Source organism: Pseudoalteromonas sp. SIMBA_162, assembly GCF_046535955.1.
Taxonomy (GTDB): domain Bacteria; phylum Pseudomonadota; class Gammaproteobacteria; order Enterobacterales; family Alteromonadaceae; genus Pseudoalteromonas; species Pseudoalteromonas marina.
In genome coordinates this window covers 138,503-152,205 of record NZ_JAWJBQ010000008.1, presented here as the reverse complement: position 1 = coordinate 152,205, position 13,703 = coordinate 138,503, and the positions used below count along the sequence as shown (strand labels likewise).

General features: G+C 40.1%; 12 protein-coding genes and 1 tRNA gene. 9 read left to right on the top strand and 4 right to left on the bottom strand.

Features of this window, described 5'->3' with window-relative positions:
- Positions 1–85: 85 nt before the first annotated feature.
- Positions 86–1,042 (bottom strand): methylenetetrahydrofolate reductase, encoded by a 957-nt coding sequence (locus R0J88_RS08370; RefSeq protein WP_006791916.1) that lies wholly within the window; start codon positions 1,040–1,042, stop codon positions 86–88.
- 257 nt (positions 1,043–1,299) lie between these two features.
- Here R0J88_RS08370 and R0J88_RS08365 point away from each other — a divergent pair, with 257 nt between their 5' ends.
- Entirely contained in the window at positions 1,300–4,179 is a 2,880-nt protein-coding gene (locus R0J88_RS08365) for a M16 family metallopeptidase (RefSeq protein ID WP_410899652.1), read from the top strand.
- 172 nt (positions 4,180–4,351) lie between these two features.
- Here the strand turns inward: R0J88_RS08365 and R0J88_RS08360 are convergent, their stop codons facing one another.
- Together R0J88_RS08360 and R0J88_RS08355 are read right to left on the bottom strand one after the other, a co-directional pair.
- The gene (locus tag R0J88_RS08360; RefSeq protein WP_410899651.1) at positions 4,352–4,672 is read right to left on the bottom strand and encodes a helix-turn-helix transcriptional regulator; all 321 of its coding nucleotides are present in this window, start codon (positions 4,670–4,672) and stop codon (positions 4,352–4,354) included.
- A gap of 1 nt (position 4,673) precedes the next feature.
- On the bottom strand, positions 4,674–5,081 hold the full coding sequence (locus R0J88_RS08355; RefSeq protein ID WP_410899650.1) for a hypothetical protein: 408 nt from the start codon (positions 5,079–5,081) through the stop codon (positions 4,674–4,676).
- A 302-nt stretch (positions 5,082–5,383) separates the two neighbouring features.
- Here R0J88_RS08355 and R0J88_RS08350 point away from each other — a divergent pair, with 302 nt between their 5' ends.
- The 3 genes from R0J88_RS08350 to R0J88_RS08340 all read left to right on the top strand — a co-directional run bounded on the left by R0J88_RS08350 (position 5,384) and on the right by R0J88_RS08340 (position 8,003).
- On the top strand, positions 5,384–6,313 hold the full coding sequence (locus R0J88_RS08350; protein ID WP_410899649.1) for a diguanylate cyclase: 930 nt from the start codon (positions 5,384–5,386) through the stop codon (positions 6,311–6,313).
- A 141-nt stretch (positions 6,314–6,454) separates the two neighbouring features.
- The gene (gene cysE, locus R0J88_RS08345) at positions 6,455–7,273 is read left to right on the top strand and encodes a serine O-acetyltransferase (RefSeq protein ID WP_138527736.1); all 819 of its coding nucleotides are present in this window, start codon (positions 6,455–6,457) and stop codon (positions 7,271–7,273) included.
- Positions 7,274–7,307: 34 nt separating this feature from the next.
- Complete coding sequence (locus R0J88_RS08340; protein WP_410899648.1) at positions 7,308–8,003, top strand: hypothetical protein; 696 nt, start codon at positions 7,308–7,310, stop codon at positions 8,001–8,003.
- On the opposite strand, the gene xseA is transcribed toward R0J88_RS08340, so the two are convergent.
- Entirely contained in the window at positions 8,000–9,331 is a 1,332-nt protein-coding gene (gene xseA, locus R0J88_RS08335; protein ID WP_410899647.1) for an exodeoxyribonuclease VII large subunit, read from the bottom strand. The two genes, R0J88_RS08340 and xseA, sit on opposite strands and share 4 nt — an antisense overlap.
- A 147-nt stretch (positions 9,332–9,478) precedes the next feature.
- Between xseA and guaB the strand changes: the two genes are divergently transcribed.
- The 5 genes from guaB (at position 9,479) to rimI (ending at position 13,691) form a co-directional block, all read left to right on the top strand.
- Positions 9,479–10,948, top strand: coding sequence for an IMP dehydrogenase (gene guaB, locus R0J88_RS08330; RefSeq protein WP_008130378.1), 1,470 nt, complete (start codon positions 9,479–9,481; stop codon positions 10,946–10,948).
- Positions 10,949–11,045: 97 nt separating this feature from the next.
- Positions 11,046–12,623 carry a glutamine-hydrolyzing GMP synthase gene (guaA, locus tag R0J88_RS08325; protein ID WP_039036494.1) on the top strand — a complete coding sequence of 526 codons (1,578 nt, stop codon included), beginning with the start codon at positions 11,046–11,048 and terminating at the stop codon, positions 12,621–12,623.
- Positions 12,624–12,777: 154 nt separating this feature from the next.
- Positions 12,778–12,854, top strand: a tRNA-Trp gene (locus R0J88_RS08320).
- 65 nt (positions 12,855–12,919) lie between these two features.
- Positions 12,920–13,237 carry a hypothetical protein gene (locus R0J88_RS08315; RefSeq protein ID WP_410899646.1) on the top strand — a complete coding sequence of 106 codons (318 nt, stop codon included), beginning with the start codon at positions 12,920–12,922 and terminating at the stop codon, positions 13,235–13,237.
- On the top strand, positions 13,224–13,691 hold the full coding sequence (gene rimI / locus R0J88_RS08310) for a ribosomal protein S18-alanine N-acetyltransferase (protein ID WP_058428462.1): 468 nt from the start codon (positions 13,224–13,226) through the stop codon (positions 13,689–13,691). The genes R0J88_RS08315 and rimI overlap by 14 nt, the downstream gene beginning before the upstream one ends.
- The last annotated feature ends 12 nt before the right edge of the window (positions 13,692–13,703 follow it).

Here is a 13,703-nt window from a genome sequence, read left to right as displayed (position 1 = left end):
TTTTTTTGAGTTGTTTACTAAGTAAGCTGGTGAGATAAAAAAGGCAAGCATTAGCTTGCCAAGAAGGGTGTAAATTAGTTTAACTTTACGCTATTTGTTTCTCAGCTAGGTTGAGCTCCATAGTTGCTTTTAATAAACGGTATAGGTTAATTGATGCGTCAATTTCTTCTTTACGGTTTGTTAAGCTTTCAATGTTTAAACCCAGTGGCACGTCTAGGTGTGCACAGCTTTTTAAAATTGAATCGAGATTTTCGCGGCAAATACGCACCGATTCACTCAAGGTGTTGTCGGCGTCAAGCATGCGCCATTTGGTCGCCTCAGGAACAGAAATCCCTAGCCATTGCATGAACTCTAAGGTTTTTTCTCCGCCACACGGCGTAAACGTTAGTATAATACGTTTTGGTGCAACGCCTTGTGCTTTGCAAGTACGCGCGTAACTTGTTATTAAATCAATAGTAGCTTGAGCATTATAAACCGCTTGCGATATAAAAAATTGGCAACCTTGTGTTGTTTTTTCTATTAAGCGCTCGTGTTCATTGCGCTTGCTTGCATGTCGCTCTGCAATGGTTACGCCTCCTAAAAAGAAGTCATCACTTTGCTCAGCTAATGTTTTATAAGCGTCAGGTAGGCTTAGTTTAATATCACCTTCCGACGATGGGCTGCCCACTAAAACGACATTTTTTAAATCAAACTCGTTTTTAGTTTCATCTAGCCACTCTTTAAATTCAGCCTCACCGCGTTGCGCTACGCTTTTGTAGGTAATTACATCTAGGCGTGATAAGTCTTTTAGCAACTTACTGTACTCACGCGGATCAACCGTTTGTTTAAATGGAAACGGACGAGCCTGATTAGTACGGCTACTCTCATCTTGAATATCGTAAATTACAACACCGTCGTATTCAATTTCGTGTAAGCGGCCTAATAGTTTTTCTGCAATGGTTTTTAACTGCGCTTTATCAGTGCCTATTTTGGGTGGCGTTGTGCCAATAAGATAAACACCTTGATTAGTGTCCTCAATTTTCTCTTGAAGTGATAAAGCCATAATCCTCATTCCAGCTCAATGGTTGATAGATTTAATATAGCAGCCATTTAGACGTCTAGATAGATTTTTTAAGTGAAAGTTTTTCAAGCAACGTGAGGATTATTCATACAAAGGAGTTCCTAAATTAAGTGCATGACACAGTTGTTTACATAATAAAGCGACTGAGGGCTCTTATATTCATTGGCTTTGGGGCATAATTAGTATTGAAATTGTAAATATTTTGACAACAACTTTGCTCAATTTACTAAAGGACAATTATGAAATTTAAATTATTAGCAACAAGCCTTGCGGTATCACTCGCTTTAACTGGCTGTGCAATGCAAAAAAATGAAACAACACAAGCAGCAAAACAAGAACAAATAAAAAAAACTGACGACCGTGTTTTTTCACAAGATTACTTAATTGAAGAGCTTGAGAATGGCTTACGTGTAATGGTTGTAAAAACGGATTACCCTGATGTCGTTTCGTTGCAAATCCCCGTTTCTGTTGGCTCGCGTAATGAAGTAGAGGCAGGCAAAACTGGTTTTGCTCATTTTTTTGAACATATGGTATTTAAAGGCTCTAAAAAATTTCCGCAAGACGAATACACCGCCATATTCAAAAATGCAGGGGTTGATAACCGTGCATACACTACCAACGATTACACTAACTACCATTTAAACTTTTCAAAGCAGCACCTTGATAAAGTACTTGAGATTGAAGCTGATATTTTCCAAAACTTAACCTATACCGAAGAGCAATTTAGAACCGAAGCATTGACGGTAAAAGGTGAGTACTTAAAAAATAACGCCAGTCCAATTCGTAAGTTGTTAAGTGCTGTGCGTGCAGAGGCTTTTGAAAAGCATACTTACAAACACACCACAATGGGCTTTTTTGAAGACATAGAAGCCATGCCAGACCAAATGGCTTACGGTAAAGAGTTTTTTGATAAGTTTTATAAGCCAGAATATGTATCGCTAGTTATTGTGGGTGATGTTGACCCAAAAGCCACAATGGCAATGGTTAAAAAACACTGGGGTGGTTGGGAAAAAGGCAATTACGTTGCCGATATTAAAGCTGAGCCAAAACAGCAAGCTCCTAAATATTTGCATGAACAGAATAAAGCCTTGCCGGGGCATTGGCTATTGGTATCGTATAAGGGTGCTGCGTGGGAACCCGCTAAAAAAGACAGAGCTGCACTTGATTTAATCTCGCAGCTTTATTTTTCAAGTAACTCAGATTTATATCAAGAGCTCGTTGTTGATAAACAAATAGCGAGTCAAATGTTTACTTATAATCCAGAAACCAAAGATCCAGGCTTACTGCATGTATTTGTAAAAGTAGAAAACGCTGATGATTTAGCAAAAGCGCGTGATGCAATTAACCGCACTTATGCAAAAGCCAGAACAGAATTGGTCGATGCACAAAAATTAAGTGACTTAAAGTCTAACCTTAAATATGGCTTTATTAATGGTTTAGATTCTTCGCAAGCAATTGCATCAACGCTTGCAAGTTACATGCATTTTGAACGCGATCCTGAGGTTATTAACCAGCTTTATAAATCAGCCGACAACATCACAGCAGAAGATATTAAAGCGGTTGCTAATAAATACTTTGTAGATAACACGCGTACTACTGTAACTATGTCGGCACTTGATAAAGCACCGGGGTTTGCAGAAGAGGCGAGTTTAAGTGCAGTAGTTGCAAAACTTGAACAAGCCCCAGAGGCACCTGTATTTAAAGTGCTTGATAAAACCAATAGCTCGCCGCTGATTGATGTAAACTTTTTATTTAATACAGGGGCAGCTGCTGATCCTCAAGGTAAAAAAGGTGTAGCTGCGCTTACCGCCGCAATGCTTGCTCAAGGTGGGTCGCAAAGCACCAGCTACAAAGAAATTCAAAAAGCGCTTTATCCGCTTGCAGGTAGTTTTGGTTACCAGATTGACAAAGAAATGCTGTCGTTCCAAGGGCGTATTCATAAAGATAACGCTGAAACTTGGTATGCACTTGTAAGCGAACAATTACTTAACCCAGGCTTTAGAGACGATGACTTTAAACGCCTTAAAAAAGAAATGATCGACGGTATTAAGTCAGGATTAAAAGCATCTAACGATGAAGAGCTAGGTAAAGAAGTACTCTACAGCACGCTTTACAAAGGCCACCCATACGAAAGCTACAACTACGGTGATATTTCTGATTTAGAAGCATTAACGCTTGATGATGTAAAAGCATTTTACAATTCAGAGCTTACTCAATCTAAACTAACACTGGGTTTAATTGGCGCCGTGCCAAACGCGCTTAAAGCAAATATTATGAGCGATTTAGCAACCTTACCTAAAGGCGAGCAAAGCCGTTTAAGTATTCCTGATGCGCCAGAGCTTAAAGGCCATCATGCAACGATTGTAGAAAAATCAGCGCAATCGACGGCAGTATCGTTTGGCTTCCCGATTGATACTATTCGCAGCAGCGAAGATTGGACTGCCCTTTGGCTTGTGCGTTCGTACTTTGGTGAGCATCGTAGTTCTAACTCATACTTATATGAACGAATTCGTCAAACGCGCGGTATGAACTACGGCGATTACGCATATATTGAATACTTCCCACGTGGTATGTTTCAAACTAAGCCTGATGCAAATTTAGGGCGTTCTGAGCAAATATTCCAAGTATGGTTGCGCCCACTTCGCTCTAACAACGACGCGCACTTTGCAACGCGTACCGCATTATTTGAGCTGGATAAGCTTATTAAAAACGGCTTAACCGAAAAAGATTTTGAGGCAACACGTAACTTTTTAATTAACTACGTGCCGCAGCTTGTAGCAAGTCAAAACCGCCAGTTAGGTTATGCACTTGATAGCGAATTTTATAACACAGAATCGTTTGTAAAATACGTAACAAGTAAACTTGAAAAGCTAACGCTTGCTGATGTGAATCGCGTGATTAAAGATAATCTGCAAACCGATAACGTGCAGTACGTGTTTATTACCGGTGACGGTGAAGACATGAAAAAACGTTTAGTGTCAGAGCAAACATCGCCAATGGTTTACAACACAGAAAAACCAGCAGCGCTTGTTGCAGAAGATAAAGTTATTGCCGATTACGCATTAGCTATTCCAGCTAACAATATTGAAGTAGTGAAAGTTGACAGTGTTTTTAAATAAACCTTAAACAAAACGACTTGTAGATAATTAAAAGCCCCACGTTTGGGGCTTTTTTATAGCATTGAGCCAACGTTTATCCCTAACCCTAAAATTATTACTGCGCTTATTATGGCTATTAATGTGATATGGCCTCGTAATTCTTTTTCTTTACGTTTTGACATTTTTTAGCGCCTCAACTCATTATAAAAAATACAGTGATCATCCCCAATATAAAGCTGACTACTGACGATAGTGCTAAAATTGAGGTTATATTACGCGTGTTTAAAACTGGACTAACATCGCAAGAGTTAGTGTTATCTTCAAGTTTAATTAATTCACCTTGGCGTACTTCCAATACAGCACATAAAGCCATTGTTGTTTCTTTTGATGCTGCACCTTCTTTCTCTACCCGTTGAATTGTTCTTAAACTAACATCGCAGGCGTCAGCAAGTTGCTGCTGAGTCCAATTTAACTGGCCTCTGAGTGATTTAACAGTTGTAGCATTTAATTGCACGTTAAAGCTTCCCTACAAATAGTTCAACAATGGTTGCAGTTACATAGCCAAACACTGCACCGCCTAATGCGCAACCAGCAATAAAAAAGAAAGCCTTTTTAGGATCGTCAGGAAGACTGCATTGAATTTGTTTGGCAACGACTTTTGTATCTTTATAAAGTGTGCATTCCATTCGCCCTGTGAGTATGTTGAGCATGTCAAACTTTACTTGGTACTGTGAGTTTTCAAAATCAAAAGAGTGGGTGCTTGTGCAATTTACATTGCGCCTTTTACTAAATAAATCATCATTTATGTACACCTCTTCTTTACCAGTAAAGTAACTTCCAAAACAGGCTATTTGATTGTCGCCATCTTGAAAATAAAATTTATAGCCGAGTTTTTTAGTATTTAATATGTCGTTTTTCATCATCGTTATCCTTGTTGAGTTGATGATGCTAATTTAGCGTTTATTATTATTTTTTACGCCGTCATGAATATGCCAGTGAGCAGTTTGGCATATGACACTGTGTATGTCATGTGTGTTTAACTACTGATTTTAATGTGTTTTATTTAATTTTCGTTCAGGTTTAAAATGAGTGTTGCTGTCGTATCATTTTTATTCTTTGATTGGGTAAATAATAAATTTAAAGAAAAGTACGCATTTATTTTTGTCAAAAAAACGCTAAGTACATATACTTTCAGACAATTATTCTTATAAGTCTGAAGGTAAGCGTGCTAGATGATAAATTATTTTTAAATTTAGTTTTGGACACTATGCCAGAGCAGGTTGTTGTAATTAATAAAGAAGGAGAAATGGTTTTTATAAATAAAGGATGGCAAAACTTTGGTGAAGAAAATGACTGCTCATGCGGTGCTTGGGAAAAAGAAAATTATTTATTTACCTGTAAAAAAGCAGCAGACAATGGTGACGAAATAGGCGAAAGGGCATTGAAGGGAATTAATGCTGTTATTAATGCAGAGCAAGAAGCGTTTTATTTAGAATACCCATGCCATAGTGATGATGAAAAACGCTGGTTTATGATGCGCGTAGTACCATTTAAGTACAGTACTGATTTTTATTATGTAATTACGCATCAAAATATTACAGAGCGAAAGCTCGCTGAAGAAGAAGTCCAGAAACTGGCAAATATTGATGGGCTAACCGATATATTTAATCGTGGTTATTTTGATAGCTTTTTAGAGCAAGAATGGAATAGGTGTAAGCGTTTAAACATGCCTCTTTCATTGGCATTAATTGATTTAGATGACTTTAAGCTACTTAACGACACTTATGGTCATCAACAAGGTGATGAGTGTTTAAAACAAGTTGCGGCAGTCCTTAAGCAATATACAAAAAGACCCAGTGATATTTGCGCACGTTTTGGCGGGGAGGAGTTTGTACTTGTTTATGGCAACACAAACGCTGAACAAGCAACAATAATTATTAATGCTATTGTAGAGCAGTTGAAGCAGCTTAATATTTGTAATGAGCTGTCATTACCAAGTAAAACACTTACTGTTAGTGTTGGGCTGGCAAGTGTTATTCCTTGTAACAGTTATAAAATACGAAATATGGTTAAAGAAGCCGATGACTTATTATACAAAGCAAAAACTGCGGGTAAAAATTTAGTATGTGCAGCCGATTTAACCGTGGTTGACTAAATTTTAAATACTTAGTTGTTAAATGTGCTTTGTTATACCTAATAACCAGAACAAATAACTAAGGCGTTAACACCTTGAGCTTTAAATCCGTTAGACTTAGCAAAAGGCTCTTTTTTTATCAATTTAAGGCAGTTCAGTATTATGCGTCATGAAATTTGGCAACAGCTTCGAAGTGAAGCAAATGAAGTCGTCACTCGCGAACCACTTTTAGCAAGTCATGTGTATTCATGTATTTTGAACCATGAGTGTTTAGGTTCGGCGTTAAGCTTTATTGTTGCTAACAAATTGGCCGATGCTGTTGTATCTGCATTTACTATTCGTGAATTATTCGATCAATCATTTGTAAAATGCGATCGCATGCTGTCTTTTGTCGCAGAAGACATTAAAGCTGTAAAAGATAGAGACCCAGCCGCAGAAACCTACCTGACTGTTATTTTAAATTTAAAAGGGTTTCATGCTATTCAGGCTCACCGTTTAGCTAATTGCCTATGGCAACAAAACCGTAAAGAACTGGCGCGTTTTATTCAAAGCCGTACCTCTGAGGTGTTTGGCGTAGATATTCACCCTGCGTGTCAGGTTGGTAAAGGCATAATGTTTGACCACGCAACGGGTATTGTTATTGGTGAAACTGCAGTCATTGAAGATAACGTATCAATACTGCAATCGGTTACGCTTGGTGGTACAGGTAATGAGCAAGGTGATCGTCATCCTAAGATTAGAGCGGGTGTGTTAATTGGCGCAGGAGCAAAAGTGCTGGGTAATATTGAAGTGGGTGAGGGCGCACGTATTGGTGCAGGGTCGGTGGTTTTAACTGCGGTACCGCCACATACCACCGCTGTAGGCGTACCAGCTAAAATTATTGGCAGACCGGATTGTCCGTGTCCGGCGCAAAGTATGAACCAAAACTTTTTAGCTACACCAGAGCCAGAAAACGAATCGCATACCAGCGCTATGCTGTGACATAGAATAAAAATAAAACTTAAAAGGAATTAATATGAACAAAAATAACGTTTTAACACTTGGAGTTGGGTTTATTGCTGGTGTGGGTTTAACTTGGAGCTACTTTAATTTATTTTCAAGTGACTCAACTCCCGCAAAGGTACAGCATGCTGATACAAAGCAGCAGACCCCTCTTGTTCAGCCAGCTAAAATAAGTGAAGCAACAGCAAAGCGTGTTGTACCAGCTGCGCCTGAGCAAAGTGCTCGCTTAGAGCAAAAAGATATTTCCCCTAAACCAGATCCACAACCCCTTGATGAGCTTCCCCTAGAAGAGCTTCCCCTAGAAGAGCAAGTTACACAGCTTAAGCTGCAATTAGCTCAGCAAAAATCGGTAATGGAAAGTGTGGTCAAGCAGTTGCGAGCTCCAAATGATGTGCAAGCCGCTTTACAGGCACAGTTTGATGAACAACAACGTGATGAAGAGTGGGCTTATCAAACTGAAACCGCATTACAGGATTTTTTACTTACCGCAGATTTAGCATCGATACCTGATATTGTCAGCGCAGAATGTAAAACATCGGTTTGTAAATTTAAACTTGCAGCGCCAACGGATAACGATTCATTCGATCATACCCAATGGCGAGAGCTAAACGATAAGTTAATGAAGCAAAAGCTTTGGTTGCAATTTAAAAGAACAACCTCTACTTCAAGCGACACCGAACTAACGTTACTAATGGCAACAGAGCTTTAAAGCGCTGTTGACTTTACAGAGCCATCGACCAGCTCTGTAACTAAAACATCACCGGCTTTAATTTGACCCACAGATTTAACCACCTTCCCTTGTTGTGTTTTAGTGATGCTATAACCGCGTGCTAAAACATTAAGCGGGCTTACCGAATCTAGCTTACTTGCTTGTAATGCCAGGCTATTATTGGCTTGTTGTAATTGTTGTTGTATAGCTTGGTTTAATCTTGCTTGTAACTGCGACAGCTGATGAGAAGCTTGCGCTAGCTTTTTGTCGGGAGATTGACGCATTAAACGTGGCGTTAAATTATTAAGCGTGCGCTCTTGTTGGTACAACCGGTTTTGCATAGCTTGTTGTAAGGCAATACTTAACTCATCTAATCGCTGCGCTTTTTGATTTAGCTGATTGCGCGGGTGGCATAGATTTAAACGATGTTGCAATTGGGTTGCGAGTGCACGCTTATCTGCAATGCTATGTTTAAATGCATTATTTAAGCGGTTAATAAGCTGGGTTACTTTGCTATGCAACTCTTGCGTGTTAGGACTTACAAGCTCAGCCGCCGCAGAGGGGGTAGGGGCCCGCATATCGGCAACATAATCACTGATTGTGGTGTCTATTTCATGGCCTACGGCACTTATAATAGGTAAATCACTGTTATGAATAGCGCGGGCGAGTTGTTCGTGATTAAAACACCAAAGATCTTCAAGTGAACCACCGCCGCGCCCTAAAATAAGTATGTCTACTTCGTTGCGTGTATTGGCTAACTCTATTTGGTTAATCAAATGTATGTGGGCTTCTTTACCTTGCACCATGGCTGGGTAAATAATGACTTCTAATTGCGGTGCGCGGCGTTTAAGTACGGTTAATATATCTTTTATAGCTGCGCCCGTTGCAGAGGTGATTACACCAATACGGTTTATATTTTGCGGCAGTGGTTTTTTGTATGCAGAGCTAAACAGTCCTTCAGCAGCAAGACGCATTTTTAGCGCATCAAACTCTTGCTTGAGTTGGCCTTCGCCTGCCGGTTCCATATGTTCAACAATAAGCTGGTAATCGCCGCGGGGCTCATAAAGTGACACGCGAGCTTTTACTGTTACTTGTGCGCCGTTTTCTGGGCGGTAACTTTGGCTTCGGTTATTACCTCGCCACATAGCCGCTTTAATTTGTGCTTTGTCATCTTTTAACGAAAAATACCAATGCCCAGAAGCTGGCGCAATAAAATTAGAAATTTCACCGGTAAGCACTAATGAAGCAAAGCCTTGCTCTAGTACTGTTCTGATCTCTCTATTAAGGCGCGAGACGGTATAAACCGTTTGCGAAGGCTTTGAAAACATAAAAAACAACCTAAAACTATTTATGAGGCAAGTTATAAGGGAAGTTTATCATAAATATTTGCGAAATATTATTTACGAATGCCTATAACGCTGTTAAAATTTGACCGCAATTCCTTATCTTAGATCCACATGTGAGAAGTTGCCAAAATGCTTAGAATTGCTAAAGAAGCTCTTACCTTTGATGACGTACTTTTAGTACCAGGTCATTCTACTGTTTTGCCACACACGGCAAATATTTCAACTCGCTTAACGCGTGGTATCAAACTTAACTTGCCGCTTATTTCAGCATCTATGGATACTGTTACAGAAGCTCGTTTAGCTATTGCCCTTGCGCAAGAAGGTGGTCTTGGTTTTATTCATAAAAACATGACTATTGAAGAACAAGCGAAAAACGTACGTAAAGTTAAAACCTACGAAGCGGGTATTGTGTCTTACCCTGTAACAGTGACTGCTGATTTAACAATTGCAGATGCTATGGACCTTGCTGAAGAAAAAGGGTTCTCAGGCTTTCCAGTTACCGACCCAGAAAACACTTTAGTAGGTATTGTTACAAGCCGTGATATGCGTTTTGAGACAAAACTTGAACAGCCAATTTCGACTGTTATGACTAAAAAAGAAAAGCTAGTTACCGTTAAGGAAGGCGCAGCTCGCGAAGAAATTTTAGGTTTAATGCACGAACACCGCATTGAGAAGATTTTAGTTGTTGATGATGCGTTTAAACTTAAAGGCATGATCACCGTAAAAGATTACCAAAAAGCGCAAGATAAACCACATGCATGTAAAGACGAGTTAGGTCGTTTACGTGTAGGTGCTGCGGTAGGCGTTGGTGCGGGTACTGATGAGCGTATTGCTGCATTAGTTGAAGCGGGTGTTGATGTTCTACTTATCGATACTTCTCATGGCCACTCTCAAGGTGTTATTGACCGTGTATCTGCAACTCGTCAGGCTTATCCAGATCTTCAAATTGTAGCGGGTAACGTTGCAACTGCAGAGGGAGCAATAGCGCTTGCTGATGCAGGCGTTGATGCAGTAAAAGTAGGGATCGGCCCTGGTTCTATTTGTACAACTCGTATTGTTACCGGTTGTGGTGTTCCACAAATCACGGCTATTTCAGATGCAGTTGATGGCTTAAAAGGTCGCGACATTCCAGTAATTGCCGATGGTGGTATTCGTTTTTCAGGCGACATTGTGAAAGCGCTTGTTGCGGGTGCATCGTGTGTAATGGTGGGCTCAATGCTCGCAGGTACCGAAGAAGCGCCAGGCGAAGTAGAACTATATCAAGGCCGTTACTACAAATCATACCGTGGTATGGGCAGCTTAGGCGCGATGGATCAAAAAGAAGGTTCATCAGATCGCTACTTCCAAAAATCAAACGAAGCTGACAAGTTAGTCCCTGAAGGTATTGAAGGCCGCGTAGCGTATAAAGGGCCAATAGCGACTATTATTCACCAGCAGGTAGGTGGCCTTCGCAGCGCAATGGGCTTAACGGGTTGTGCAACAATTGAAGAGCTAAACACTAAGCCTCAGTTTGTGCGTGTTACATCTGCAGGTATGGGTGAGTCGCATGTTCATGATGTGCAAATTACCAAAGAAGCACCAAATTACCGCTTAGGTTAAACAACGACTTGAAATTACGGGGCTGGCTTTTACCAGCCCTCTTTAATAGCCACTAAGCAAATTAGTGGAATTTAGCATCTACTTTACGAGATACTCCATGAGCAAAGATATTCACGATTCACGAATTCTCATTTTAGACTTTGGTTCACAATACACTCAACTAATCGCTCGCCGTATACGCGAAATTGGTGTTTACTGTGAGCTGTGGGCATGGGATGTGACTGAAGAGCAAATTCGCGAGTTTAACCCACAAGGTATTATTCTTTCTGGTGGCCCAGAGTCAACCACACTTGAAAACAGCCCGCGCGCTCCTGAGTATGTGTTTAATGCAGGCGTTCCTGTATTAGGCATTTGTTATGGCATGCAAACAATGGCTACTCAGCTTGGTGGAAGTGTTCACAGCTCTGATAAAAAAGAGTTTGGTTATGCGCAAGTTGAAAAGGTAGGCAACTGTGCATTGTTTGATGCAATTGAAGATCATATTACCGATGGCGGCAATGGCGTTTTAGACGTATGGATGAGCCACGGCGATAAAGTAATGGAAGTACCAGCAAGCTTTAGCACTACAGCTAAAACACCAACGTGTCCGCATGCTGCTATGTCTAACGAAGAAAAACGTTTTTACGGCGTACAGTTTCACCCAGAAGTAACGCACACTCATCAAGGGCAGCGTTTATTAGAGCGCTTTGCTATTGATATTTGTGGTTGTGAAAAACTGTGGACTCCAGCAAAAATTATTGATGATGCCATTGAGCGCATTAAAGAAACCGTTGGCGACGACGAAGTTATCTTAGGCTTATCAGGCGGTGTTGATTCATCGGTTGTAGCTATGCTTATTCATCGTGCCATTGGTGATAGATTAACATGTGTATTTGTTGATAACGGTTTACTTCGTTTAAACGAAGGTCAGCAAGTAATGGACATGTTTGGCAACAAGTTTGGTTTAAACATTGTTAAGGTTGATGCTGAAGATCAATTTTTAGCTGACCTTGCCGGTAAGTCAGATCCAGAAGATAAGCGTAAAGCTATTGGCCACACGTTCATTAATGTATTTGATGAGCAAGCTAAAAAACTTAAGAACGCTAAATGGTTAGGTCAAGGTACCATTTACCCAGACGTCATTGAGTCTGCAGCATCTGCTACAGGTAAAGCACACGTTATTAAATCTCACCACAATGTGGGCGGATTACCAGATGACATGAAAATGGGTCTAGTTGAGCCACTTCGTGAGTTATTTAAAGATGAAGTACGTAAAATTGGTTTAGAGCTGGGTTTACCGTACGACATGCTTTACCGCCACCCATTCCCGGGCCCTGGTTTAGGTGTACGTGTACTTGGTGAAATTAAAAAAGAGTACTGTGATTTACTTCGCCGTGCAGATGCTATTTTCATTGAAGAGCTACACAAAGCCGAGCTTTACCATAAAGTAAGCCAAGCGTTTACTGTGTTCTTACCGGTTAAATCGGTAGGGGTTATGGGTGATGCACGTAAATACGATTGGGTTGTTTCACTTCGTTGTGTTGAAACTATCGACTTTATGACGGCGCGTTGGTCACATTTGCCGTATGAGTTTTTGGGTGTGGTTTCTAACCGTATCATTAACGAAATTGATGGTATTTCACGCGTTGTTTACGATATTTCTGGTAAGCCACCGGCAACCATTGAGTGGGAATAATTTACCCTGCATTTAGTTTTGTAAATTAAAGTGATAAAAAACGGCGAATTAGCATGCTAATTCGCCGTTTTGTTTATTTAAAAAGCAGTTAAACTAAATGTGTGATTTTTCTCTTTACCTTTAGCGAAACTTCTCTATAATTCGTCGTCATTGCAGGGGCGTAGTTCCAATTGGTAGAACAGCGGTCTCCAAAACCGACGGTTGGGAGTTCGAATCTCTCCGCCCCTGCCATTTCTTCTTTACATCGTATTTATTAATTCTTATATTATCTTACTTCCTCATTTCATCGAGTCGTTATGCATTCACGGTACGCAGCTGTTTTTGATATTGAAAATCTCGAATTAAATACTCATTTTCGACCAGAAAATGCTGAACCCCTTAGAAATAACGTTGAAAAAGAATTAACGCCTGCTTCATTTGAACCCCTTGAGCTTTCTAGCCAATTACTTGCAGATATTAATCGTGCAGCAGTGCCTGTAGCTATAAATAGCGTGGTGAAAAGCAAGCACATGCAATTAACGGGTGATCAGCTTGAATTGCCATCCCCACAACTAAATGCAACCGATAAACGTGCTTTGTGGGCTTTAATAAGTGAACACCTTGATAAACTTTAAACCTGTAAATAACGATGCCGTAGAAGCGCTTATGGCTATTGAAAATGCGTGTCATAGTCATCCTTGGACTTTAAAAACGATGAGTTCATGTATTGGTGGGCGTTATTTTAATTTAGCGGCCTTTGATAGTGACATACTCGTTGGTTTTTACATTGGTGAAAAAGCAGGGCCCGATTTTACGCTTATGGATATATGCGTGACGCCTGAGCACCAAGGTAAGGGGATTGCTAAGCAGCTATTGAGTAAATTTATAGAGCATGGTGAACAGAAAAATGCCGAAAATTTATTTTTAGAAGTGCGGGAGTCAAATACGCGTGCAATTAAGCTTTATGAGCAAGCTGGGTTTATAGAGATGTCGGTACGAAAGAATTATTACCCAAGTGATGATGCAACTAAAAACGGTTTTGAAGATGCTATTTTAATGGGTATGGCATTAAGCTTAGGGTTTATGTAATTCTTTTTAGTT